The 23,043-nt window shown below is 50.6% G+C and carries 25 protein-coding genes; 18 read left to right on the plus strand and 7 right to left on the minus strand.

Annotated features, from left to right (window positions below):
• The first annotated feature begins 81 nt into the window (after positions 1 to 81).
• From M3650_RS25985 to M3650_RS26010, 6 genes are all read left to right on the plus strand, one after another.
• Complete coding sequence (locus M3650_RS25985; protein ID WP_251578949.1) at positions 82 to 765, plus strand: helix-turn-helix transcriptional regulator; 684 nt, start codon at positions 82 to 84, stop codon at positions 763 to 765.
• A 37-nt stretch (positions 766 to 802) separates the two neighbouring features.
• Positions 803 to 1,987: a MalY/PatB family protein gene (locus tag M3650_RS25990; RefSeq protein WP_251578951.1), complete on the plus strand. Its 1,185-nt coding sequence runs from the start codon at positions 803 to 805 to the stop codon at positions 1,985 to 1,987.
• A 46-nt stretch (positions 1,988 to 2,033) separates the two neighbouring features.
• Positions 2,034 to 3,560 carry a Na+/H+ antiporter NhaC gene (gene nhaC / locus M3650_RS25995; protein WP_251578953.1) on the plus strand — a complete coding sequence of 509 codons (1,527 nt, stop codon included), beginning with the start codon at positions 2,034 to 2,036 and terminating at the stop codon, positions 3,558 to 3,560.
• A 39-nt stretch (positions 3,561 to 3,599) separates the two neighbouring features.
• Entirely contained in the window at positions 3,600 to 4,010 is a 411-nt protein-coding gene (locus M3650_RS26000) for a RidA family protein (RefSeq protein ID WP_251578955.1), read from the plus strand.
• A 190-nt stretch (positions 4,011 to 4,200) separates the two neighbouring features.
• Positions 4,201 to 5,163: a copper amine oxidase N-terminal domain-containing protein gene (locus M3650_RS26005; protein WP_251578957.1), complete on the plus strand. Its 963-nt coding sequence runs from the start codon at positions 4,201 to 4,203 to the stop codon at positions 5,161 to 5,163.
• 17 nt (positions 5,164 to 5,180) lie between these two features.
• A complete protein-coding gene (locus M3650_RS26010) occupies positions 5,181 to 5,687 on the plus strand; it encodes a VanZ family protein (RefSeq protein ID WP_251578958.1) in 507 nt (168 codons plus the stop codon).
• 515 nt (positions 5,688 to 6,202) lie between these two features.
• Here the strand turns inward: M3650_RS26010 and serS are convergent.
• From serS to M3650_RS26025, 3 genes are all read right to left on the minus strand, one after another.
• The gene (gene serS / locus M3650_RS26015) at positions 6,203 to 7,480 is read right to left on the minus strand and encodes a serine--tRNA ligase (RefSeq protein WP_251578960.1); all 1,278 of its coding nucleotides are present in this window, start codon (positions 7,478 to 7,480) and stop codon (positions 6,203 to 6,205) included.
• A 325-nt stretch (positions 7,481 to 7,805) separates the two neighbouring features.
• The gene (locus M3650_RS26020) at positions 7,806 to 8,291 is read right to left on the minus strand and encodes a MarR family winged helix-turn-helix transcriptional regulator (protein ID WP_251578962.1); all 486 of its coding nucleotides are present in this window, start codon (positions 8,289 to 8,291) and stop codon (positions 7,806 to 7,808) included.
• Positions 8,292 to 8,314: 23 nt separating this feature from the next.
• Entirely contained in the window at positions 8,315 to 8,791 is a 477-nt protein-coding gene (locus M3650_RS26025) for a glutathione peroxidase (protein ID WP_019423504.1), read from the minus strand.
• Between the two features lie 201 nt (positions 8,792 to 8,992).
• Between M3650_RS26025 and M3650_RS26030 the strand changes: the two genes are divergently transcribed.
• The 6 genes from M3650_RS26030 to M3650_RS32115 all read left to right on the plus strand — a co-directional run bounded on the left by M3650_RS26030 (position 8,993) and on the right by M3650_RS32115 (position 13,152).
• Complete coding sequence (locus tag M3650_RS26030) at positions 8,993 to 9,364, plus strand: c-type cytochrome (RefSeq protein WP_251578963.1); 372 nt, start codon at positions 8,993 to 8,995, stop codon at positions 9,362 to 9,364.
• A gap of 145 nt (positions 9,365 to 9,509) precedes the next feature.
• Positions 9,510 to 10,280: a gluconate 2-dehydrogenase subunit 3 family protein gene (locus M3650_RS26035; protein ID WP_251578964.1), complete on the plus strand. Its 771-nt coding sequence runs from the start codon at positions 9,510 to 9,512 to the stop codon at positions 10,278 to 10,280.
• Between the two features lie 20 nt (positions 10,281 to 10,300).
• Positions 10,301 to 12,022, plus strand: coding sequence for a GMC family oxidoreductase (locus M3650_RS26040; protein ID WP_251578965.1), 1,722 nt, complete (start codon positions 10,301 to 10,303; stop codon positions 12,020 to 12,022).
• Between the two features lie 45 nt (positions 12,023 to 12,067).
• Complete coding sequence (tatC, locus tag M3650_RS26045) at positions 12,068 to 12,799, plus strand: twin-arginine translocase subunit TatC (RefSeq protein WP_251578966.1); 732 nt, start codon at positions 12,068 to 12,070, stop codon at positions 12,797 to 12,799.
• A gap of 18 nt (positions 12,800 to 12,817) precedes the next feature.
• Positions 12,818 to 13,021: a twin-arginine translocase TatA/TatE family subunit gene (locus M3650_RS26050; RefSeq protein ID WP_019423509.1), complete on the plus strand. Its 204-nt coding sequence runs from the start codon at positions 12,818 to 12,820 to the stop codon at positions 13,019 to 13,021.
• Positions 13,022 to 13,029: 8 nt separating this feature from the next.
• The gene (locus M3650_RS32115) at positions 13,030 to 13,152 is read left to right on the plus strand and encodes a hypothetical protein (RefSeq protein WP_285848678.1); all 123 of its coding nucleotides are present in this window, start codon (positions 13,030 to 13,032) and stop codon (positions 13,150 to 13,152) included.
• Between the two features lie 15 nt (positions 13,153 to 13,167).
• Here M3650_RS32115 and M3650_RS26055 read toward each other — a convergent pair whose 3' ends face one another.
• A complete protein-coding gene (locus M3650_RS26055; RefSeq protein ID WP_251578967.1) occupies positions 13,168 to 13,509 on the minus strand; it encodes a cupin domain-containing protein in 342 nt (113 codons plus the stop codon).
• Positions 13,510 to 13,767: 258 nt separating this feature from the next.
• On the opposite strand from M3650_RS26055, the gene M3650_RS26060 reads away from it, so the two are divergent.
• The 4 genes from M3650_RS26060 to M3650_RS26075 all read left to right on the plus strand — a co-directional run bounded on the left by M3650_RS26060 (position 13,768) and on the right by M3650_RS26075 (position 17,223).
• A complete protein-coding gene (locus M3650_RS26060; protein ID WP_251578968.1) occupies positions 13,768 to 15,003 on the plus strand; it encodes an FprA family A-type flavoprotein in 1,236 nt (411 codons plus the stop codon).
• A gap of 29 nt (positions 15,004 to 15,032) precedes the next feature.
• Positions 15,033 to 16,253 carry an NAD(P)/FAD-dependent oxidoreductase gene (locus M3650_RS26065; RefSeq protein WP_251578970.1) on the plus strand — a complete coding sequence of 407 codons (1,221 nt, stop codon included), beginning with the start codon at positions 15,033 to 15,035 and terminating at the stop codon, positions 16,251 to 16,253.
• 15 nt (positions 16,254 to 16,268) lie between these two features.
• Positions 16,269 to 16,433 (plus strand): rubredoxin, encoded by a 165-nt coding sequence (rd, locus tag M3650_RS26070; RefSeq protein WP_251578972.1) that lies wholly within the window; start codon positions 16,269 to 16,271, stop codon positions 16,431 to 16,433.
• A 73-nt stretch (positions 16,434 to 16,506) separates the two neighbouring features.
• A complete protein-coding gene (locus tag M3650_RS26075) occupies positions 16,507 to 17,223 on the plus strand; it encodes a Crp/Fnr family transcriptional regulator (protein WP_251579010.1) in 717 nt (238 codons plus the stop codon).
• Between the two features lie 396 nt (positions 17,224 to 17,619).
• Here M3650_RS26075 and M3650_RS26080 read toward each other — a convergent pair whose 3' ends face one another.
• The 3 genes from M3650_RS26080 to M3650_RS26090 all read right to left on the minus strand — a co-directional run bounded on the left by M3650_RS26080 (position 17,620) and on the right by M3650_RS26090 (position 19,796).
• Positions 17,620 to 18,339, minus strand: a complete 720-nt coding sequence (locus M3650_RS26080) for a TraX family protein (protein ID WP_251578974.1) — start codon at positions 18,337 to 18,339, stop codon at positions 17,620 to 17,622.
• Positions 18,339 to 19,073, minus strand: a complete 735-nt coding sequence (locus tag M3650_RS26085) for a TraX family protein (RefSeq protein WP_251578976.1) — start codon at positions 19,071 to 19,073, stop codon at positions 18,339 to 18,341. Before M3650_RS26085 ends, M3650_RS26080 begins: the two co-directional genes overlap by 1 nt.
• An 84-nt stretch (positions 19,074 to 19,157) precedes the next feature.
• The gene (locus tag M3650_RS26090) at positions 19,158 to 19,796 is read right to left on the minus strand and encodes a class I SAM-dependent methyltransferase (RefSeq protein WP_251578978.1); all 639 of its coding nucleotides are present in this window, start codon (positions 19,794 to 19,796) and stop codon (positions 19,158 to 19,160) included.
• A 148-nt stretch (positions 19,797 to 19,944) separates the two neighbouring features.
• Here M3650_RS26090 and M3650_RS26095 point away from each other — a divergent pair, with 148 nt between their 5' ends.
• Both M3650_RS26095 and M3650_RS26100 read left to right on the plus strand, forming a co-directional pair.
• Positions 19,945 to 20,733 (plus strand): SDR family oxidoreductase, encoded by a 789-nt coding sequence (locus M3650_RS26095; RefSeq protein WP_251578980.1) that lies wholly within the window; start codon positions 19,945 to 19,947, stop codon positions 20,731 to 20,733.
• A gap of 158 nt (positions 20,734 to 20,891) precedes the next feature.
• The gene (locus tag M3650_RS26100) at positions 20,892 to 23,033 is read left to right on the plus strand and encodes a DNA topoisomerase III (RefSeq protein ID WP_251578982.1); all 2,142 of its coding nucleotides are present in this window, start codon (positions 20,892 to 20,894) and stop codon (positions 23,031 to 23,033) included.
• Positions 23,034 to 23,043 lie beyond the last annotated feature (10 nt).

A 23,043-nucleotide genomic window follows, 5' to 3' on the forward strand; every position in this document is an offset into this window, starting at 1 on the left:
CGTATCCCCTTATAGTTCGACTTATATAGTCATTATTAAACATTATCTTTTAATTGGTTACATACAAGAAGGAGGGCTCTTATGGAACAACTTGCGGCACACCCCAATCGGGTTCTATTGCAATCTTACTTCCCTATGGCCTCATTTATCGCTTCGATTATCGGTCCGAAATGTGAAGTGGTCGTGCATGATATTAGCGACCCGGAGCATTCCATCATTTTTATAGAGAACGGCCACATCAGCGGCCGCAAAGTGGGAGACGGATCCACCGACCTTGTATTGAAGTTGTTGAAGGGCGGGGCCTATAGGGAACAGCAGTTCATCACGAACTACAAAGCGCGGGGTTCCCATGGCCAAGCGTTCCGCTCTTCTACCTATTTCATTAAAAATGAAGGGGAAGAGCTCGTCGGACTGATGTGCTTGAACATCGACATCTCTCATCTGGATGTGGCGGCGGAATGGATTCAGCATTTACTTCTCGGAGGCTCTCTCTCTGCGCCTGCGGAGCTGAATGCCCCAGAGGAAAATCCGGCTGCGGAATATTTGCAAGGCAACGTCGATGACCTGCTTCATGACATGATTACGTCGGTGTTGGGGAAAGTGAGCGTGCCGCCGGAACGTCTGTCTTCCAAGGAGAAAATGGATATCGTGAAGGAATTGAATGAACTGGGAGTGTTCCTGATGAAGGGTGGCGTGTCCCAAGTAGCTAAGGCGCTGTCCATTTCCGAACCTACCGTCTACCGGTATTTGCAGAAGTTAAAATAAATACATCACGAGATGAAACGAAAGGAAGGTGGCGGTAATGGCTGTGAATCCAGCAATTTTTGATGAAATCGTCAGTCGCTTCGGCACGAATTGCGCCAAATGGGATGGAATGGCGGAGACGATGGGCAAGGACATGCTTGCCCTGTCGGTTGCTGATATGGACTTGCGTACACCGCAAGCGGTAATTGACAAAATGACGGAGATGGCACAGCACGGCATTTATGGATATACCGATCCGTTCGCGCCATATTATCAGGCCGTTCAGCGATGGGTTGATAGCGCTTACGGCTGGAGCGTTCCCGAGGAGTGGATCGTCTTTTGCCCGCGCATCGTACAGGCGGTATCTCTCGTCGTGCAGCAGTTCACAGAGAAGGGCGACCGGATCTTAATCCATACGCCTGCATATCAACCGATTGCGAAAACGGTTACGTTAAATGAGCGCCTGCTGGTGGAAAGCCCGCTCCTCCGCGAGCAAGGGAAGTATGTCATCGACTTCGAGGACATGGAACAGCGGATGCGGGAAGGGGTCAAGCTTGTGCTGTTATGTTCTCCCCATAATCCAATCGGGCGGGTGTGGACTCGTGAAGAACTGGAGCGTATTGCGGAGCTGTGCTGCCGCTACGATGCGCTCATCGTGTCCGACGATATTCACGCTGACTTCATCCACGAAGGGCATGAGCATACGATTATCGCCAAGCTGTCGGAGGAGGTTGCACAGCGCTCGATCATCTGCACCTCTCCGGGGAAGACGTTCAATCTGGCCAGTCTTGAAATTGCGAACATCATCATTCCGAATGAACGATTGCGAGATCACTTTAAGATGAGCTTGCAGCAGGCGGGAATTCACAATCCAACCTTCTTTGCCGTACCGGCATTGGAGGTGGCCTACACTGAATGTGACGACTGGCTCAGTTCTGTAAGGGGTTACATTGACGATAATATCGCGTTTACGAGATCGTTCTTCGCCGAGCATTTTCCAGAGCTGAGCATCGACAAGCCAGAAGGAACTTATCTGCTGTGGGTGGATTGTACAGCGGTAAGCGCTAAGGAAGAGGAACTGAAGCGCTGGCTCGAGCAAGAGGCCCGGGTCAACGTAAGCTGGGGTACTTCCTTCGGTCCGGGCGGGGAAGGATTTATCCGCTTGAATGTCGCCACTCCGCGCGCCTTGCTTGCCGAAGCACTGAACCGTATGAAACGAACGTATCCGCTTCGCAAAGTGTAAGCAAGACAGATTCTAACATCTATTACATCCCAGGGGGAGTACTCACATGGCTAAACAACAGACGGGAAGTTTGAAACGGCAGCCGACGTTATTTTTAGCTTTACTTCCAGTGATCACGATGGTTATTCTGCTTAGCTTAGGGTATGTGTTGTTCGAGCTTCCGCCGGAGCCGCTCATTATTATTTCAGCGGTGGTTGCAGGCATCATCGCAATCAAGCTTGGATACAGCTACAATGATGTGTTGGATTCGATCTCGCACAAAATTGCCAAGACGATGCCGGCCATGCTTATTTTGATTACGGTCGGACTTATGATCGGCGCATGGATGATTGGCGGTACGATCCCGATGATGATTTATTACGGCTTGAAAATCATCGATCCCCAGTTCCTGCTCGTGACAGCCTTCCTGGTCACTTCGGTCGTGTCCGTATGTACAGGCACCTCATGGGGCTCGGCGGGAACGATTGGCGTGGCGTTCATGGGAGTAGGAGCTGGAATGGACGCCAATCTGGCCGCTGTCGCCGGTGCGGTCGTCGCTGGTGCTTACTTCGGGGACAAGCTGTCTCCGCTATCCGATACGACGAACATTGCTGCGCTGTCCACTGGTGTGAATCTGTATGAGCATATCGGTCATTTGCTCTATACGACGCTTCCTTCCTTCCTCGTTGCAGGAATTGTGTATGTCATTACCGGTCTGAACACGAATGCGGAAGGTGTGGAAATTCCGGAGAAGGTCGGCACGATTATGAGCACGCTCGACACGATATACGATTGGAATCTGCTGCTCGTCGTCCCTGTGCTCATTATTTTATATGGTTCAATAGGGAAAAAGCCGACGATTCCGGTTATGCTCATCTCGTCCATGTTCGCGATGGCGAACGGAATGATATTTCAAGGATTTTCGCTGCACGATGTGGTGGCATCCGTTGTGAACGGATTTAATATCTCAATGGTTACCCTTCCTGGCTTCGATGCTTCCGCGGTTATCGCCGATATTCCGCGTTTGCTGAACCGCGGCGGCATGAATTCCATGATGGGAACACTGCTCATCTGCTTCTGTGCGATATCGTTCGCCGGAGCGATTTCTGTAACGAAGTCACTCGAATTAATCGTCAACAAGCTGCTGAAGCTGGTTCATTCCACCGGGTCGCTGATTGTAGCGACCATCATCACCGGCTTGACGATGATTGGGGTAACGAGCAACGGCCAAGTCTCTATCCTGATGCCAGGGGAAATGCTGCGCGAGGCGTATATCCGCCGCGGCTTGCATCCGAAGAACCTCGGACGTACCGTAGAGGATTCCGCTGCGATAACCGAACCGATTCTGCCGTGGACTGCGGCCGGGGCTTACATGGCTGGCACGCTAGGCGTAGCGACGCTCGACTATTTGCCATGGGCGGTCCTATGCTGGACAGGCATCATCTTCGCGACGATCTGGGGCTTCACTGGCTTCGGTATTGCCAAGCTGACGCCAGAACAGCAGGCGGAGATGTTGAAGGAGTACCAATCTGACGAAGAGCAATCTCACAATTCGTCGGTCTCTGGCGGAGCAGGCAAGACGGTATCTTTGTAACAGCCGCAACGCCACAAATTCAAGAAGGAGTTGGTTGAAATGCATGAAGATGCAATCCCCGCGGAACATCCCGCGACACACCAGATTAACACAACGCTTGCACCGGGAGCGATCGGCCCTTACTCTCAAGCGGTCCGGTACGGACAGCTGCTGTTTACCTCCGGCCAGTTAGGCATGGATGCTTCGACAGGAGCGTTTCCGCCGACCGTGGAGGAGCAGACAGCGCTTTCGCTTAACAACGTGAAGGCTATTGTGGAAGCGGCGGGTTCCGGTATGGAACATGTCATCAAGACGACGGTGTTCTTGAAGAATATGAATGATTTTCAGAAGGTGAATGGAGTATATGCCTCATACTTCACCGAGCCGTATCCAGCACGAAGCGCCGTAGAAGTAGCGCGTCTGCCGAAGGACGGGCTTGTCGAGATTGAAGTGATTGCTGTCATCCCATAATGTCAGACCTATAGAGCATCCCTCGGGCGATAATATCGCTGCGGGGGATGTTTTTTGTGTATCGAAGGGAATGCGTCGAAATTTGCAACATTTGCAAGAAGGGTTCGGTCTATAGAAGAGAGAAGCATTAAAGAAGAAAAAGAAGCGCTCAAGTCAAATGTACATCCACTAAGAGAGGAGCAGAAGTGAAATGAGAAAATGGTTAGTCGCCGCACTCTGTCTGTCCTTATGGTTCGGATTCGTCGGAACAGCGGCACAATCAGCGCAAGCGGCCTCGTCGAAGAGCGACGTGAAGGTGTATATGAACGGGTACGATATATCGGAATGGAAATGGGAAAACAACTATATTATGGTCCCTCTTTACGCATTCGACGATTATAGCTACTTTGATAAGCAGGACAAAAAAGACAAGCAAGATATTACGTACAATTGGGATGCGAAGAACAAGACGGTCTGGGTGTATCCCGCTGACAAAACGAAGACAGTAAAGCTGGTGGCTGACGAAGCGCACGCTTCGGTGAATGGGAAACAAGTGAATCTGGACGCGCCGGTACGCATTATCGATGGGCATACGTATGTGCCGCTGCGCTTCATTAGTGAAGCATTGGGAGGCAAAGTGGTGTGGAACGAAGCGAAGAAGATGGCCGTCATCCGCACGCCCGAGCGGGTGAATCGGGATGAGGTTATCCGAACCGGAAGCTTGGAGGATGCACGCAAGGAAGTGCTTCGTTTACCAACCGTATATCCGAATCGGGAGCTGTTGCCGCGTGCTGAAGGATTTGCGGTAAGCATTCAGTTTCCTGAAGGGGAGGCGCTGCGCTATTATTACAGCGTCAAAGACATTATGAGCTATATCGTTATTAATAGCGATGGCTTGGCCGAAGTGATATGGCAAGGACGTATGGGCAGCAACTCCGATAAATTTATCGAAGAGTTCGGCAAGAAGCCGGAGCAAGAAGACAGGGCGGTCTACTTCAGCCATTCGTTCCCGGTCCAGGATGCAGTAACCTACGGAAAGATCGGCGGGGATGGCAGCACTACGCAGTTGGGCAAGTTCGAAGTGTCGAAATCACTGCGCTCTCACGCGGATGCGATTACAGCGATACCGGGCGAGAAACGGACGGATGGCGAACAGATAGATAACAAGGCATAAGGGAGGTCCTGTAAGTAATGAATTTACGCAATAAGCGGGCCATATGGTGGTTCGTGTTGACGCTGCTTTGGATGGCGTTTATTTTCTACAAATCGTCGGAGCCCTACACACACCAGGATCTCCGGCCTACGCTGGCGTCATGGCTGCCGATGGACATGGTGGAACGTTGGATTCCGCAGATGGAGTTCTATTATGACGGCGGTCTTGTCACGTGGACGAAGCCGTATGATTTTGTGGAATTTTTCATTCGCAAGACGGCACATGTCGCGGAGTACGCGCTACTCGCTTTTTTGTCGATCAAATTAGCTCTGGCGCTGCGTCTACAGCGAACAGGGGGCATTGTGCTCGGGGCGCTGTTCACCTTGCTCTATGCGATGTCCGACGAATGGCATCAGAGCTTCGTCCCCGGTCGGACCGGACACGCCATCGATGTCGGCGTTGACAGCATTGGCATCCTGCTCGTCATCATCGGCTTCGTTCTGGCAGGCGCGCTCGGCAGGCGTAAAAGGCGTTCGCGATACTGATAGACGGCAGCAGCCTCTGGTGTACACGGACTGCCGTCTATAGATGCCAGCGTTCGAAAGCAAGACACGAAAGAACGATATGTGAACCTGAATCTGCGCACCTATAAGGCAGAAGGGGGAGGCCGGCTCTCTCTTCTCTCATCCTAGATTGGATAACGTACAATGAAACAGCACGTACATTTCTTAATGGCGGGTTCCATTGGAATTTATCCAATGTTTTGACATTCATTCCGCAGCAATCGCTGAAAAACAGCCGAATCCACTGGACTAAATACAGTCCAAATGACGTTTAGCCGCATCCTTCCTACATTTTACTGTACATTTTCCAATAGATGCTGCTAACATCCTATCCTTGCCTTGGAAGATGACAAAATCGCTAAGGAATGGACGTACCGAACGTTATATGAAGGCCACTCAACCGGAATAAAAAGCTAAAGCAGATGTCCGCTATCCATGGAAAATGAAGACAGGATAGCGGGCATCCGCATGTTGTTATTGCATATAGCGGCTAGCGGCTACAGCCGAATCTCTGCCATGCCGCGCATGTAAGGGCGAAGCGCCTCGGGAATGCGGATCGAGCCATCCGCCTGCTGATGGTTCTCAAGCAGCGGAATGAGGATGCGCGGCGTGGCGACCGCCGTATTGTTCAAGGTATGGCAATACTGCAGCTGGCCCTCCGTGTCGCGGTAGCGGATGTTCATGCGCCGCGCTTGGAAGTCGTGCAGGTTCGACGCCGAATGGGTCTCGCCATAAGCCTCGCGGCTAGGCATCCATGTCTCGATGTCGTACTGCTTGAACGTCTTCTGCGACATGTCGCCGGTGCAGACAGCCACGACGCGATAAGGAAGCTCCAGCGCCTGCAGGATGCTTTCGGCATGGCCGACCATCTCTTCAAGCAGGCGGTTAGACACCGCAGCATCATTCGGGGCGAGAATGACCTGCTCCACCTTAGCGAATTGATGCACGCGGTACAAGCCGCGCACGTCCCGTCCTGCCGAACCGACCTCTCGCCGGAAGCAGGCTGACACGCCTGCGAGCCGGATCGGCTCGCTCATATCGACGATCTCGTCGCCATAATAGGAGACGAGGCTCACCTCCGAGGTGCCTACAAGCCATAGCTGCTCGTCGGGAATGGCGTAGCATTGGTCCTCTCCGAGCGGGAAGAAGCCTGTGCCGATGAGGGCATCCCGGCGCGCCATCAGCGGCACGTCCATAATGGTGAAGCCGCGATCCATCAGCATGTCGATCGCGAATTGCTGCACGGCGCGATGCAGCAGGAGCCCAGCATTTTTCAAATAATAGCTCCGTGCGCCGCCCACCTTCACGCCACGCGGGATATCGAACAGGTCGAGCCGTTCACCTAATTCCACATGGTCGAGCAGAGGGAAGTCGAACGTGCGGGGTTCTCCGAATCGCCGTACTTCGACATTGTCCGCATCAGTAAGGCCGACGGGCGAATCATCCGAAGGAAGATTGGGCACCAGCAGCAGGAGCCGATGGTATTGCCGTTCGGCCTCCTCCAATTCCTGCTCTGACCGGCCAAGCTCTTCGTTCAGCCGGCGGACCTGCTCCTTTAACCGCTCGGCTGGTTCCTTGTCCCCTGCGCGCATATGCACAGCGATCTGCCCCGAAGAGGTGTTGCGTTCCTGACGCATCGCTTCCGTAATTTGCAGCAAGTCTCTTCGTTTTGCATCCCATGATAGGAGCTCCTGCACATCGAAAGCCATGCCCTTTAGCTGGGCCGCCCTCTGTACCTGTTCCGCATTCATTCGTATCCATTTCATGTCCAACATCGTTCACCGTCTCCTTCACCGTTCGCATATCCGAAAATAAACAGAAAGCGCCCCTCATCCGATTGGGACGAGGAGCGCAAGCTCGCGGTGCCACCCAACTTGATCCACGACGCATATGCGCGATGGATCCTCTTGGTTCCGCGGTAACGGGCGGTGCCGGTTAGCTTAGGAGCATCGGAATGCCGATGCCTTAACGAGAACGCCTCTGAGTTGGATGCTCATCATCGGCTTAATGACTATATCTGATTGTTCATGTAATGAGTGGTTGCAATTTGACCTTTAAAACAACTTTAATTATATGACATCTTTCCCGGATGTCAACGTTTTATTCATGAACTTCCGTATTCGCTTGCCGCAGCAGTGCCAGGAGAGAATGAAGGTCCTGCAGCAGTTTATCGGGAGCATCGGTCAGCTTGCATACCTGCCCAGCCAATTGCTGAGGGATGCACTTTGCCTCGTCCTTCATGGCCCGGCCTTTATCCGTGAGCGTAATAATGACTTTGCGCTCGTCCTCTGGATCGCGCATCCGCTCTAGCAACCCTTGCTGCTCCATGCGCTTCAGCATCGGCGTTAATGTGCCGGAATCGAGATACAACCGGGCGCCTAATGACTTGACCGTCATTCCATCCCGCTCCCACAACGCCAGCAGCGTCAAATATTGCGGATACGTAATGTCCAGCCGCTCCAGCAGCGGACGGTACAGCTTCGTCATCTCCCGCGATGCGGCATAAACGGCGAAGCATAACTGATTATCCAGCTTTAGCAAGCTATCGCTATCGTTCGCTTCGTGAGCTTCAGACTGTGTTGACATCGTAAGCAACTCCTCGTTACACCTTACAGCAAGGCCGTAATTTCGTCTTCCATTTTAGCAGGATTCGTCTGCGGCGCGCAGCGCTTCACGACCTGACCGGATCGGTCCACGAGGAACTTGGTGAAGTTCCATTTGACGTCGCTGCCGAGCAGTCCTTTTTTCTCCGAAATCAAATGTGTAAAGAGCGGCTCCGCTTCCGGCCCTTTCACGTCCACCTTGGCAAACATCGGGAAGTTGACACCATAGTTCAATTGGCAAAATTCCATTGTTTCACCGATGTCGTCGAACTCCTGCTTGTTGAATTGATCGCACGGAAATCCGAGGATGACCAAGCCGCGCTCTTTATACTTATCATACAATTGCTGCAGCTCTGTGAATTGGGGCGTAAAGCCGCATTTGCTTGCCGTATTGACGACCAGAATGACCTGACCTTCATAGTCTCGCAAAGATTTCATGTCACCGCTTGGCGTCTTGACTGAGAAATCATAAACCGTTGTCATCATTGTTCGCTCCTTTGCATTCACATACTCAATGATATTTGGAATCGCTTATTTCTATTATTATTTATATCATTAATTTTAATTTTAGTCAATTAAATTGTGCACAATTTAATTGACTCGTTCCGGCCTCTGACCAAGAATGAACGGTAAGTCTTTCGGATAACCTAACGCTATTCCTAGGATGATTAGAGGTGTAAAGTGATGAAAAAAGTTACAATGATGCTGCTGGCAGTCGTTCTTGTCCTTGGACTAACCGCATGCGGTTCAAAGACCAATACAGATAAAGAACAGTCCCAAAAGAAGAATCAAGGTCAGACGCAAGGACAGACCCCGGGCCAAACTACAACTAATGTTGATGTTCAAGCTGTATATAAGCAGAACTGTCTTGCTTGTCATGCATCTGATCTCAGCGGACAGGTCGGACCGAATTTACAGAAAGTAGGGGCTAAAAGAACGCCGGAAGAAATTTCGAACATCATTCACAACGGCGGCAATGGGATGACGGCATTTAAGGGCGTGCTGAGCGAAGATGAAATCAAGGCGCTCACAGATTGGCTGGCGGCGAAGAAGTAATAAGATCGATTCATAGCAGCTATAGTTGCAAGCATGAGGCGGGGCAGGAGCTCTGCCTTTTTTGTGCATAGTTTCCGATATGGCGGAAATAGTAAGTTTACCAACATGGAAGAGAAGAGTTGGATGCAGGACGAGGAGGAGTACTGTGCCAGAACATAAAGAAAACCAGCCTCGAAGCGGCTCCCGGCGCAATTTCTTGAAAGTGTCAGGTGCAGCGCTTGGGGGTGTCGTCGTCGGCGGGGTCGTAGGGGCGGTTCTCAACAATTCGCTCACAAAGCCGAAGGAACAGCCACCTGCGGCAACTCCGGAGGTGCAGCCTCCAGCAGCGGATTTCAATCAGGCGCTCATGTATTTCAATCAGGAGCAGTTCCGCATTACGGAAGCGGCAGTCGAGCGGATATTCCCTAAGGACGAGCTCGGACCAGGAGCGATTGAACTTGGTGCTGCCTATTATATCGACCATCAGCTGGCGAACCAATGGGGCATTAATGCGCGGGATTATATGATGGGGCCGTTTTTCAAAGGGGAAATGACGCAAGGTGAGTATCCGAGCATTAAGCGGCACGAATTGTTCTCGATGGGGCTCGATGCATTGAAGGGCTTCAGTATGAAAAAATACAATAAGCCGTTCACCGAACTGGAGGACAACGAAAAGGATGAAGTGCTGAAATCATTCGAGACCGGTAAAGATGTTATCTTATCGAACGGCGATACGACCGCTTCTTTCTTCAAAATGCTGCGATCCTTGACGCTGGAAGGCGCCTATTCCGATCCATTGTACGGCGGCAACAAAAATATGATGGGCTGGAAGATGCGGAACTATCCAGGCAATCAGATGAGCTACCTGAACATTATAGATAAGCCGGAGTTCGTCAAGATCGAACCGAAAAGCTTGCACGAACATATGACTCATTAAATAAGGGGAAAGGACTGCGTATGGCTACGAAACTACCTAGAGTACCTGTCGTTATTGTCGGTATGGGTTGGGCCGGTGGCATCATCGCCGCTGAGCTTACGAAAGCAGGCATAGAAGTCGTCGGCCTCGAGCGGGGCAAGAGCAGGCAGACCTCGGACTACTATATGGTCCATGACGAGGTGCGCTATGCACAGCGATATGACTTAATGCAGGACCTGTCCAAGGAAACCGTTACATTTCGGAATACAGAGAAGGTGCGTGCCCTCCCGATGCGCACTCATGGATCGTTCCTGCTCAGCGAAGGATTGGGCGGCGCAGGCATCCACTGGAATGGCCAATCGTTCCGCTTTCTGCCCTATGATTTTGAGATATATTCCAAGACGGTGGAACGGTACGGGAAAAATAAGATTCCGGCAGGCATGACCATTCAGGATTGGGGAATTACATACAACGAATTGGAGCCGTACTTCGACAAGTACGAAAAAATGGCGGGCATCTCTGGCGAACCGGAGCAAAATCCAATGGTAGGAAAACGGTCGAATCCGTTCCCGACACCGGCGATGAAGAAAACACCGGCCATTACACTGTTCGAGGATGCTTCCAAAAAGCTCGGATTCCATCCCTATATGATGCCATCCGCGAACTTGTCCGCGAATTATACGAATCCGGACGGCATCGCGCGGGCGGCCTGCCAATATTGCGCGTTTTGCGAACGCTTCGGTTGCGAGTACGGCGCGAAGGCAGATCCGGTCGTTACCGTCATACCGGTGGCCGAGAAGACGGGCAACCTTGAGCTCCGAACCTATGCTAACGTCACGAGATTGCTGCATAACGGCAGCAAAGCGACGGGCGTCATCTATATCAACCCGATGACACGGGAAGAATTCGAACAGCCGGCCGACGTTGTCATTTTGGCCAGCTATGTGTTCAATAACATCAGATTACTGCTTCATTCCAAGCTGGGCAAGCCATACAACCCTGCAGACGGAACGGGGATTATTGGTAAAAACTATGCCTACCAAGTGCAAGGCGGAAGCGCTGTTGGTTTCTACGACGATAAGGAGTTCAATTTATATGCGGGCGCGGGCGCGCTGGGCAGCGAAATCGACGATTTCAACGGGGACAACTTCGATCATGCCGATCTCAACTTCATTCACGGTGCCGGCATACGCTTGTCCCAAACCGGATTGCGCCCGATAGCGAACAATTCCGTGCCGAAGGGCACGCCGACATGGGGCAAGGAATTTAAACAAGCGTCCATCAAGTATGCGAACCGGGTGCTGACGATAGCTCCGCAGGGCGCCAGTATGCCATGGAGACACCACTATGTGGATTTAGACCCTACCTATAAGGACGCCTACGGTATCCCACTCGTGCGGATTACGTATGATTTCGAGGATCAGGACCGCGAGCTTGTGAAATTTATGTCTGAGAAAACGAAGCAAATTATGCAGGAAATGAAGCCAACCACCATCGGATCGAGCAGCCAGCTGGCCGCCTACAATATCGTGCCGTACCAATCGACGCACAATACGGGCGGAGTCATTATGGGAGCGGACAAGGCTACATCAGCGATCAACAACTACTTGCAGATGTGGGATGCCGATAATGTGTTCGTCGTCGGGGCCTCGGCCTTTGCCCACAATAGCGGCTACAATCCGACAGGGACCGTAGGGGCGCTCGCTTACCGAGCGGCTGAAGGTGTTTTGAAGTATGTGAAAGAGGGAGGGCCTTTGGTATAGAGGTCCTTCTCCCCTGAATGCATATGACGACAGGAGAGTGACATGATGAACAGCCAGGAAGAGTTAATCGTTCATCTTACCGAGCTCCGGAAGCGATTGATTTTGTTCTTCATTTGGTTCGTGCTAGCGCTCTGCGCAGGGTTATATTTGTCTCCACACATTTTGCTGTTGTTAAAATCGAGGCCGCTTCTCGTCCGAATCGAATGGAACGTATTCTCCTTTACCGACGGGTTGTTTATTTATATGAAATGCGCGTTTTTGTTTTCAGTACTAATTTCGCTGCCGGTACTGTTTTATCAGATTTGGGCTTTTGTGCGGCCCGGTCTGACGGACGAGGAGGCGCGGGTGACCTTGGCTTATGTGCCGGCTTCGTTCCTTCTATTCTTCATCGGCATTTCATTCAGCTATTTCGTCGTATTTCCGATGATGCTTCAGTTTCTGATGAAAATGAACCAGAGCATCGGCGCGATGGAAACGTATGGGATCGACCGGTACTTTTCGTTTATGTTCAATGTCGTGTTCCCGCTTGGCGTCGCGTTCGAGATGCCGATCGTCATCCTGTTTCTGACCAGGCTCGGGCTGTTGACCCCGGAGAAGCTAAGAGGCATAAGGAAGCATGCCTATTTGGGATTGGCTATCGTCGGCTCATGCATTTCCCCACCGGATTTCGTGTCGCATTTATCAGTAGTCGTGCCGTTAATCATCTTGTTTGAATGCAGTGTCGTCATTTCGAGCTTGTACTATCGCAGGCTGACGGCTTTACCTACCAACAGTTAACGAATGGAGGAAGTTCACATGTTCAACAATATTGGCGTCTCGGGTTTGATTATTATTCTGCTCATCGCCCTGGTCATATTCGGGCCAGCGAAGCTGCCTCAGCTTGGCCGCGCATTCGGGGATACGCTGCGCGAATTCCGCAACTCGACAAGAGGTATGGTGGATGACGTGAAGGATGAAGCGGACAAAGAGAACATCGAAGATCTGAAAAAGCTCATTTAACTCTGTAAATGGTATTATCTGGACATGAAAAAAGAGACGTCTCGGAAGCCGTGCTCCATTCGGATCAGGGCTTCCAGTACACGTCTCAGGCCTACAACTCACGATTGGAAGCATTCGGCGTCAAAGGCTGACCTATTTAGCAATTGTTAAATATTTTGGGCATAACGCTCGTTCGGCGTTTTCGTCAGGACCACATAAAGGCTGGAGACGGTATCTGCCCCGTTGCGATAAGAGAAACTCTCGTCTCCAGTGATATGAATGATATCCCCTTCTACTACTGCTGTTTCCGCCCCATTGCTGGTTACTGTCCCCTTCCCGTCAAGAACCAGAATATACACGTTGGCACCCGGATGATTATGTGTCGGCAGCTCGGCTCCCGGACTAAAATTCAAAATGAAAATAACATTTTCCGCTTCCTTGTGAATCATGCGTTTCGTAAATTTGTTCTCCTGATATTCTTGAAACTGGGCAAGGTTATTCTTTTGCATTAGATATCACTCTCCTGTTAGGTTGTTATTTATTTTCCTGTTCGCCTGTTCTTAACTGCTGAATGATTGAATTAATTTCTATTATATTGGACTTCTGCTTACAATTTGTGATTCCAGTCACATAAGCCGCAATTAGTCACAGCCCAGCTTCGGAACCGTTTTGTTAGTTTCGGAAATTTGATTTCAATCCTCTTTTTTTTCGACAAATAGGCATAGAATCAGGGGGTCGTTACAAATGATCCGCAGGAGGTTATTCTAATGCTAACGGAATGTAAGCTGTCCAAAGATATTTACTGGGTGGGAAAGATTGATAACCGCGAGGTTTCCTTTCATCGTCTTCTTTTAACAAAAGGTACAACCTATAATTCGTATTTGCTCAAAACTGGCAAACCAACGGTGATTGATACGGTAGATATGGAGTTCGGAAGAGAGTTCGCCGAAAAAATAGCCGAAATGATAGATCCGCTGGATATCCAATATATTGTCATTAACCATACCGAACCCGATCATTCAGGTGGTCTGGCTGCGCTGGCTTCCAAGGCAACCAATGCCACGATTGTCTGCACGGAAATTGCTGTACCGGAAATTCAACAAATGTACAAGCTTCAGCACCGCAATTATCTTGTGGTCAAAGATGGCGACCAGCTTGATATTGGCGGCAAGACGCTTCTCTTCAAAGAAACTCCTTATCTGCATACAGAAGAAACAATGATTACTTACTGTATCGAGGATAAAATATTGTTTCCATGCGACATTTTCAGCACTCATGTAGCCGTGGATCATCCCTTTGCGGATGAAGCGGGATATGATATCACCGACGATTTCATCGGATATTACCAAGCAATTATCCATCCGCACAGAAGATATGTCCGGACACTGGTGGAAGCCATCCGGGATTTGGAGATCGACATCATTGCCCCTTCCCATGGCTATATACTACGGCATGACATTGCCAAGTACATCAGCTTGTATGATGAGTTCAGCACCGAAACAAAGGACAACAAGAAAGTAACGATTTTATATGCAACGCTTAAAAATAACACCAAAAAAATGGCCCATATCCTGAGGGATTGTTTTGTGGAAAACAATATCAGCGTGGATCTGTGGAACGTGGACAAGGCTGACGAGACTGAGATATTAAGCAGCATCGGGGCTGCGGACGCCGTTTTTATCGGCAGCTCGACGAAATATGCGGATATGACCGGTAAATTGGAGACCCTTTTGCAGAAGCTGCAGAAGATGAACCTGGAAGGGAAGCTTGCAGCAGCCTTCGGCTCTTACGGTTGGAGCGGAGAAGCCATTGAAGTCGTTCAGGATTATTTGAATATGACGAATATGACCGTGCAAAGCACCTCGCACGTAATCAAGACAACCGGAATGACGCATGTAGAGTTCCCTGTGCGTGTGCGCTTCTCACCAAAGGAGGAAGACAAAATCAAAAAAATCAGAAATGCTGCCGAATTCATCTCAGACCTGCTGCTTAGCGCGGTTTAACGAGATCAGGCAAGGAGAGGAAGATAAGTATGGCCGAGAACAACCATTATGTTATTGTTGGCAGCGGAGTTGCCTCCGTAAATGCAGCCAAAGCAATTAGAGATCATGATAACGAAGCGCAAATATCCATTTTTGGGGAGGAGCCGGCCCTTCCGTACAACAGAGTGAAGCTTTCGAAAGGCTTGTTTACAGATTTACACAGTGAAAAAGTATTGATCAAGAAAGAAAAATGGTTCCGCGAAAATAGAATTACAGTACATGACAGTACCCGGATCGCTTCCATTGATACGGAAAAAAAAGCGGTTATGACCGTTGACGGCCAGACGATTGCGTATCATAAACTTCTTCTGTGTACAGGAGCCACAAATCGCAAGTTGAGTCTGCAAGGCGCTTCTCTATCAAACGTGCATAACATTCGGGACAGGCGTGATGCGGACAAGTTCAAGAACAGCTTGCGGATTGGGGATCGGATCTGTGTCATCGGGGGCGGCATTCAGGGATTAGAAACCGCCTGGTCGCTTATCCAGGCCGGATATCCCGTCTCTATTATTGAGGCCGGACCGCGGCTTATGCCCCGGCAGCTGGATGCCGAATCCTCGGCGATGTTGATGAAGAAAGCTGTTGAATTCGGAGCAGAGGTAAGACTTGGGCAAGGTGTCAAAAGCATTATTGGCACAAGCCGCGCAGACGGTATAGAGCTTGAAGACGGCTCAACTCTCGCCTGTGAGCATATCGTCTATTCAATCGGAGTGATTCCGAACATTGCGCTTGCCCGCGAGGCAGATCTGGAAGTCGGGACGGGCATTATCGTCAACGATCAAATGCAAACAAACAACATTCATATTTATGCCGCGGGGGACTGCGCCGAATTCCAGGGCAAGGTGGACGGTCTGTGGGGATGTTCCATCGAGCAGGGAAAAGTGGCCGGGGCCAATATGGCCAACCACAAAGCGGTTTACCAACGGTCGGTTCCAATGACCTTGTCCAATACTTTTAACACCCCCTTATTCTCCATCGGCCTGGTGGAAGAACAGCAGTGCGCCACCAGCATAACTGACTCGGTTCAAGAGCGTTATAAACGGATTTTTATTAAAAACAACTCCCTTTGCGGAGCTATTGCATTCGAAAACGTTGCTGCTTCCTTACCGTATAAAGCCGCTATTGAACAAAGCCTTAATCTCGATGGAATAGACTTAGCAATCTGCGGCATAGAGGAAGTAATGAACGAAGTCACAAGAAGATTGCAATGACAAGGAGAGAAAACTATGAAAAAATATATATGTCAGCCTTGCGGGTATATTTACGATCCGAGCATTGGTGATCCTGATGAAGATGTTTTACCCGGTACAGCTTTTGAGGATCTTCCCGAGGATTGGGTTTGTCCGGTGTGCGGTGAAGACAAGAGCCAATTTGCGCCTATTGAAGGCTAACAGCAATGAAACGTTGTGCGGTCATGCTTTCGGACTGTACATGGGAGCAGATAGAGTGAATGGAGTGGATACGATGACAGAAAATTCCTGCCAATACGCCGAGGAGCCATGCACCCGCAAAGTACCCATTTTCGCCTCTCTTTCTGATGAGGATTTGGCCAAAGTCAGTGCGATGATTAGACACAGAAAGTATGAGAAAGGCGAAGCGCTGATTCTGGAGGAACAACCTTCGGACACCTTATTCATAATTAAGCAAGGCCATGTCAAACTGCTGAAAATGACGCCTCAAGGAAAAGAGCAAATCTTGCATATCCTGTCCAATGGAGATTTTTTTGGCGAGTTGAATATTTTCAACAGTGATGAATTGAGTAATTTTAGCGCCTATGCGCTGAAAAAGACCGACATTTGCATGTTTACCAAAGATGATATGGAGCATCTTGTCCGAAGCAACCCGGATATTTCGTTGAAGCTGCTCAAAACGGTTACGAAAAGATTGGCGCACACGGAAAACCTGGCCCAAAGCTTGGCTACAAAGGACCCTGAAATACGTATTGCCTATATGATCCTGGAACTCGGGAATAAATATGGCAAACCGGCGCAGGGAGCGCAGGGATGGATAAAGGTTGAACTCCCTCTTTCACGCGAAGAAATGGCCAACTATGTCGGAGTCACGCGGGAAACCATCAGCCGCAAATTCAGCAAGTTTGAACGACTGGGTATTATTGAAATCAAAGGTACACGGGAAATTACGATACGAAATATGCAAAAGCTAAACGAATATATAGATTAAGCTTTTTTTATCTGTCTACTTGACAGGGGTATGACCAAAAAGCCGCGCGTCTGCGGCTTTTTTTTGTGCGCATTATGCACATTTGTGAAATCGTAATGACTTGTCAGTATATATGGTGTGGAATTTGTTTCCATTCTAGCTACATAAGACTGTATTCCAGTGCTTAGCCTCATTCTCCCCTTTGTTCAGAAAAGGAGCTGCAACTCATCAAATCAATAATACCTTTTCATAAGAAATGAACGCTGTTATTTCAAGGGGTGGCTTATGGCCAAGACCTTTTAAAAATGTTTCTGATGAGAAGGGAGAGTGGAGCTAAGCGAACAAAAGAGAGAACCTGACGAGAAGGAAGAGCGATTCAAAAGGAATACCGAGCTATCCTTTCCAACCGCCCGCTATTTAAGGATTCGCAATGAGGTAACTGAACGTGTACAACAGCCAAATGTGAACGGGATAGAATACGTAGAACATGTACTTGGACCAAGGGGCGTGATAGCCGCGGGTTCCGTCGTACAGCAATATCGGGATAATCGCGAAAATCATCATCCATTGATAGTTGATCAGAAATAAATTATCGTACGTGAACACGGGATTCGGGCTGCTGAACTCCAATCCGAGCGTAATGAACAGCATGGATAGGACGTAAGCAAGAGCCATGTTGCCCTTGTTCTCGCGGCAGAAATAGAAGACGAGTGTCATCATTATGCCGAGAATGCTTGCTTCGGTAAAGATTCCGCCGATGATAGCCAGCGTGATATAGAGCGTGCCGAGCGCGTAACGGCGTGTTTCCTTCGTCCATTCGATCGCCGTCAGCAGCAGGAGCGCCATCAGAAGCGACAGGAAAATGTTATTCATAATCGGAGAGCCGCCAGGCAGAACATATTTCAGCAGCGTGCTGCCTGCTTTGGTGATGACAGCCCATATCGCTAGTCGCAGCATGTATTTTTTGCGGTCACGCGTGTGGAAAAAGCCTTCCACGATGAAATAAAAAAAGATAGGCGCCACAATTCTTCCCAGCCAACCGAACCAGAGCGGCATACCGGGAATGAATTGCTTCAGATGATCGAGGAGCATAAGCGCCATCCCCAAGAGCTTCAATTGAAATCCGTTCAAACGCATCAGAGGCTCCCCCTGTCAAAATCGATGTTACCGACTACATACAATAACCAGATATGTATGGGATAAAACAAGTAAAACATATACTTCGTTCGCTTCGAACTGCTCCCCCGGGATCCGTTATAAAGCAGAATCGGAACGACTGCGGCAATCATCATCCACTGCGGGTGCAGAATAAACAGTTCGTCGTACGTCCACTTGGTGGCCGCATCCGGCATAAGCGCGTAGGGTCCCAACGTTAGCAGCAGAGAAGAGATGACATAGCCAATAACGAGAGCGGCTGTGCGCCCACGGAATATATAAAAGACAAGCGTCATCGATACCGCAAGCCAGCTGAATTCAACGTAGAACACCATCACCAAGCTAAGGAGGACGTTTAACGAGAGACCTGTCACATACTGGCGAGATTGGCGCATCCAGTCGAGCGTCGCCATAAGCATAAGCGCCGCAAGCATAGATAAAAAGATGTTGTTGGGTATGCTGCCGCCCGGCAACAGAAGGACAAGCGCATCGCTTCCCGCGGCCATGATGATTGTAAAGATGAGCATGCGGAGCATGTACTTCTCTCGGCTGCGCGTGTAAACGAAGCCTTCAACGAGAAAGAAGAAAAAGATAGGCGCAGCGATTCGTCCGAGCCAGTGGAACCAATCGGGAGAGCCCGGAATGAAGGCGTGGATATGATCCAGCAGCATAAGCGCCATCGCGAACAACTTGAGCTGATAAGCATTGAAACGCAAGAAGGCGAACCTCCTCCCAAATAACAATGAATGTTCCGTCATCGTGACTAATCATAGCATAGGAAGACGGAAGACGGGACATCGTTAGCGAGAGTAGGAAGAGGTTTTTCTGGTACATATACTGCCCATCGGTTTTTTGCGGCACACATAGACGAAAGCAGGTGGCAAATTCCACAGTACGAATTGAATATGCTCCATGGTAAAGCGCTCTTCTAATCGTTTGCGCATATGGAGCGTGTATTGGAAGGTGACGAAGACGCCGTTCGGCTTTAACGACTGCTCCACGGTGTCGAGTATCGATTCTCGGACAGCGAAGGGAAACATGGCGAACGGCAGCCCGCTAATCACTGCATCCAATTGGCTTAATCCCTGCTGCTGTATCGTAGTATAGAGCAGAAGCGCGTCTTCGCCGATGAAGACATCTGGATACTGGTAGGAAAGTTTACGCCGCATATCTGTGTCTTTTTCGAATAGCAGCATTGCGGCATGAGCTTGCTTCTTTGCACGGATATGCTTGGTCACGACGCCTGTCCCAGAACCGAGTTCGGCTACAGCTTCTGCTAGAAGCCAATCGACAGGCTTGGTCATTTGCGAGGCCAATGCTTCTGAACTGGGAAAGATGCTCCCGATCTGTTGAGGTGATCTTATGAATTTATAAAAAAAGAGAGCCCTATCCCACCATACAAGCATGCTGGAACGGCGGCTTGCATCGACTGATTTCAAATTGGATGTCCTCCTTTAGCACGTACCGTTTAGTGTGTCGCGATGCGGGGAAGCTATTCTCCGCCGCTCCCATCAAATTGTGGTTTAATTTGGTATACTATTGGTAACTTGTCTCAATGGAATGATGAACAGAAAGGGGAATGGAAAAATGAATTTACAATTGCAAGGTAAAACAGCTATCGTACTGGCTTCTTCTAAAGGCTTGGGATTTGCAGCAGCATCCGCATTGGCAGAGGAAGGAGCTCAAATTATGCTGGTGGGCCGGCATGAGGACACTGTAGCTGAAGCAGTCCGCAGCATAGAGGAACGAACGGGGATAACACCATTCTCTACTGTTGCCGATATTACGAAAGCACAAGATATCGAGAAGGTCGCGGCGGCAACGATTGAGCGTTACGGAACCGTAGATATTTTGGTAAACAACTGCGGCGGTCCGGCCCCGGGTACATTTGATGACATGGATGATACGGCCTGGCAGCATGGATTTGAATTGACGTTGCTCAGCTACGTGCGCTCGATCCGCGCTGTTCTGCCCTACATGCGGCAACAGAAGTTCGGCCGGATTGTGAATATTACGTCTTCCGCTCACAAACAACCAATCGAGAATTTGGTTATATCCTCCACGCTGCGTGTCGGTGTATTAGGTTTAGCGAAGACATTGGCTCCTGAGTTGGCGAAGGATAACATATTGATCAATACAGTCGGGCCGGGTCGATTCGCTACAGACCGCGTGCTTCAATTAGATGAATTGGCGGCGCGGGCGAAGCAGGTCCGCATAGAGCAAATCGCGGAAGAGGAGCGAGTGCGGATTCCGATCGGACGATACGGGGAGCCCGAGGAAATGGGCAGGCTGATCGCCTTCCTTGCCTCGCCGGCAAACAGCTATATGACAGGACAAGCTCTATTGGCGGATGGAGGAGCGGTGCGATCGCTATAGTACCGGGTATATCAGTTCACTCAAGCTTTCTCCCGAGTGCAGCGGACCTATTTTCTGTGTAATCGCTAGAAGGTTGGAATCATCCGTTCCGTTGACCACTCTCATTTGTTCAGCATGGTATAATAAGAAAAACCAAAGGGAATGGAAGGATTGGAGCTATGAAATCACTCGTTCTTGCGGAGAAACCGTCCGTCGCCCGTGAAATTGCTCGGGTGCTCGGATGCCGTACGAATCATAAGCAATATTTTGAAGGACCGGAATATGTGGTCACTTGGGCACTCGGCCACCTCGTCGGCTTGGCCGAACCGGAAGATTATGATAAGAAATATCAGACTTGGCGCTTAGAGGACCTGCCAATGGTACCGGAGCGCATGAAATTGACGGTGCTGCGCGAATCGGCGCATCAATTCAAGGCCGTGCAGCATCTCAGCAAGCGTCAAGATTTGAAAGAGCTCATCATTGCTACCGATGCGGCGCGGGAGGGCGAACTGCTGGCGCGCTGGATTATGCAGATGGTGAAATGGAACAAGCCGTTTCGCCGGCTGTGGATTTCGTCGCAGACAGACAAAGCGATTCGCGAGGGCTTCCGTCAATTGAAGCCAGGCAGCCAATTCGATCGGCTGTACGAATCGGCCCGCTGCCGTGCCGAGGCGGATTGGCTTATTGGCTTGAACGTTACGCGTGCCTTAACCTGCAAGTTCGAGACACCGTTATCCGCTGGTCGGGTGCAGACGCCGTCGTTGGCGATGATTATGGATCGGGAACAAGAGATCCGCGAGTTTCGATCACAGGATTACGATACGATTTTTGCGGACTTCGGCGGCTTTGAGGCGGCCTGGCGCGGCAAGAATGGCGATGCGCGCGTATTTGATGAGCAAGCGGCTCAAGCCACGGTTGGCCGCTTGCAGGGCAAGCAGGCGGTTGTTGCCGAATTGAAGAAGGCGGCGAAGAGCGAACCGCATCCGCTCGCATATGATTTAACCGAGCTGCAGCGTGACGCGAACCGCCGCTACGGCTTCTCGGCCAAGCAGACCTCGAACGTGCTGCAGCGTCTGTACGAGCAGTATAAGCTCGTTACGTATCCGCGCACAGATAGCCGTTATTTATCGTCTGATATGACGAGCACGCTGCCGGAGCGGTTGGATGCTATGGCGGTTGGCCCGTATGCAGCACTGGTCAGACCGCTGCTGCGCTCGAAGCTGCCAGTGACGAAGCGGATCGTCGATGACAGCAAGGTGACGGATCACCATGCTATCATTCCGACTGATGAACCGTTGCGGCTAGCGGCGCTCTCATCGGATGAGCGGAAGCTGTACGATCTGATCGCGCGCCGCTTTATTTCGCTATTCCTCCCGCCGGTACGTTATGAGCAAATGACCATTGTCGTCGAAATGGGCGGTGAACGTCTGTATGCCAAGGGCCGGACGATGCTGGATTCCGGCTGGCGCAAAGCATATGAGGACGATTGGGACGACGCGTCTTCCGAGGAGGAGGACGGCGATGCGCGGTCTTCTTGGAAGGAAGAGCAGCAGCGTTTCCCAAGCTTGTCCCAGGGGGACCGCTTGAATGTCAAGCGTGTCTTCACCCGTCGTGACCGTACGAAGCCACCTGCCCGATATACGGAAGCAACGCTGCTCACCCAGATGGAGAAGCATGGACTCGGCACGCCGGCGACACGCGCAGATATTATCGAGAAGCTGGTCTCGTCGGATACGATTGAGCGGCAGGCCTCATCGCTTCAACCGACCGGCAAGGGGACACAGCTCATTAACCTCGTATCCGAACAGCTGCGGTCACCGGAGTTGACGGCTGAATGGGAGCGGGAGCTGGAACGAATTGCGCGCGGTGAAGCGCGCACGTCCGTATTCATGACGCATATCCGGCAGATGACGGAGCAATTGGTCAGTGAAGTGAAGACGAGTGCTGCCGAATACAAGCCGCACAATTTGACCAACCGCTTCTGTCCAGAGTGCGGTTCCCGCCTCATGGAACGCAAGGGCAAGCGCGGCACACGGCTCATCTGCTCGAGCAAATCATGCGAATACAAACGCTCCGAGGAGAAGAATCTATCCAATCGCCGCTGCCCGCAGTGCCATAAGAAGATGGAATTCAAGATCGGCAAGGCGGGGAAATTCGTCCAGTGTCTGCCGTGCAACATTACGGAGAAGCTGGAGGAAGGCGGAGGCAAGGTCCGCAAGCGGGAAGAACGGCAGTTAGTCAAGCAATACGAGAAGCAAGAGCCGATAGGCAACAACTTGGGCGAACTGCTGAAGGCGGCGCTGTCGAAGCAGGACGACTAAGACCGGCAAC

Source organism: Paenibacillus sp. MER TA 81-3 (assembly GCF_023713585.1).
GTDB lineage: Bacteria > Bacillota > Bacilli > Paenibacillales > Paenibacillaceae > Paenibacillus_B > Paenibacillus_B profundus.

Bases quoted from the DNA above. Each gene is read 5' to 3' on its own strand.
- M3650_RS26000 (WP_251578955.1), top strand. From the start codon at position 3,600: ATGCATGAAGATGCAATCCCCGCGGAACATCCCGCGACACACCAGATT.
- M3650_RS26010 (WP_251578958.1), top strand. From the start codon at position 5,181: ATGAATTTACGCAATAAGCGGGCCATATGGTGGTTCGTGTTGACGCTG.
- rd (WP_251578972.1), top strand. From the start codon at position 16,269: ATGAAAAAATATATATGTCAGCCTTGCGGGTATATTTACGATCCGAGC.
- M3650_RS26020 (WP_251578962.1), bottom strand. From the start codon at position 8,291: ATGTCAACACAGTCTGAAGCTCACGAAGCGAACGATAGCGATAGCTTG.
- M3650_RS26060 (WP_251578968.1), top strand. From the start codon at position 13,768: ATGCTAACGGAATGTAAGCTGTCCAAAGATATTTACTGGGTGGGAAAG.
- M3650_RS26080 (WP_251578974.1), bottom strand. From the start codon at position 18,339: ATGCGTTTGAACGGATTTCAATTGAAGCTCTTGGGGATGGCGCTTATG.
- M3650_RS25985 (WP_251578949.1), top strand. From the start codon at position 82: ATGGAACAACTTGCGGCACACCCCAATCGGGTTCTATTGCAATCTTAC.
- tatC (WP_251578966.1), top strand. From the start codon at position 12,068: ATGAACAGCCAGGAAGAGTTAATCGTTCATCTTACCGAGCTCCGGAAG.
- M3650_RS26055 (WP_251578967.1), bottom strand. From the start codon at position 13,509: ATGCAAAAGAATAACCTTGCCCAGTTTCAAGAATATCAGGAGAACAAA.
- M3650_RS25990 (WP_251578951.1), top strand. From the start codon at position 803: ATGGCTGTGAATCCAGCAATTTTTGATGAAATCGTCAGTCGCTTCGGC.
- M3650_RS26050 (WP_019423509.1), top strand. From the start codon at position 12,818: ATGTTCAACAATATTGGCGTCTCGGGTTTGATTATTATTCTGCTCATC.
- M3650_RS26075 (WP_251579010.1), top strand. From the start codon at position 16,507: ATGACAGAAAATTCCTGCCAATACGCCGAGGAGCCATGCACCCGCAAA.
- M3650_RS26005 (WP_251578957.1), top strand. From the start codon at position 4,201: ATGAGAAAATGGTTAGTCGCCGCACTCTGTCTGTCCTTATGGTTCGGA.
- M3650_RS26030 (WP_251578963.1), top strand. From the start codon at position 8,993: ATGAAAAAAGTTACAATGATGCTGCTGGCAGTCGTTCTTGTCCTTGGA.
- M3650_RS26065 (WP_251578970.1), top strand. From the start codon at position 15,033: ATGGCCGAGAACAACCATTATGTTATTGTTGGCAGCGGAGTTGCCTCC.
- M3650_RS26040 (WP_251578965.1), top strand. From the start codon at position 10,301: ATGGCTACGAAACTACCTAGAGTACCTGTCGTTATTGTCGGTATGGGT.
- serS (WP_251578960.1), bottom strand. From the start codon at position 7,480: ATGTTGGACATGAAATGGATACGAATGAATGCGGAACAGGTACAGAGG.
- M3650_RS32115 (WP_285848678.1), top strand. From the start codon at position 13,030: ATGGTATTATCTGGACATGAAAAAAGAGACGTCTCGGAAGCCGTGCTC.
- M3650_RS26095 (WP_251578980.1), top strand. From the start codon at position 19,945: ATGAATTTACAATTGCAAGGTAAAACAGCTATCGTACTGGCTTCTTCT.
- M3650_RS26100 (WP_251578982.1), top strand. From the start codon at position 20,892: ATGAAATCACTCGTTCTTGCGGAGAAACCGTCCGTCGCCCGTGAAATT.
- M3650_RS26025 (WP_019423504.1), bottom strand. From the start codon at position 8,791: ATGACAACGGTTTATGATTTCTCAGTCAAGACGCCAAGCGGTGACATG.
- nhaC (WP_251578953.1), top strand. From the start codon at position 2,034: ATGGCTAAACAACAGACGGGAAGTTTGAAACGGCAGCCGACGTTATTT.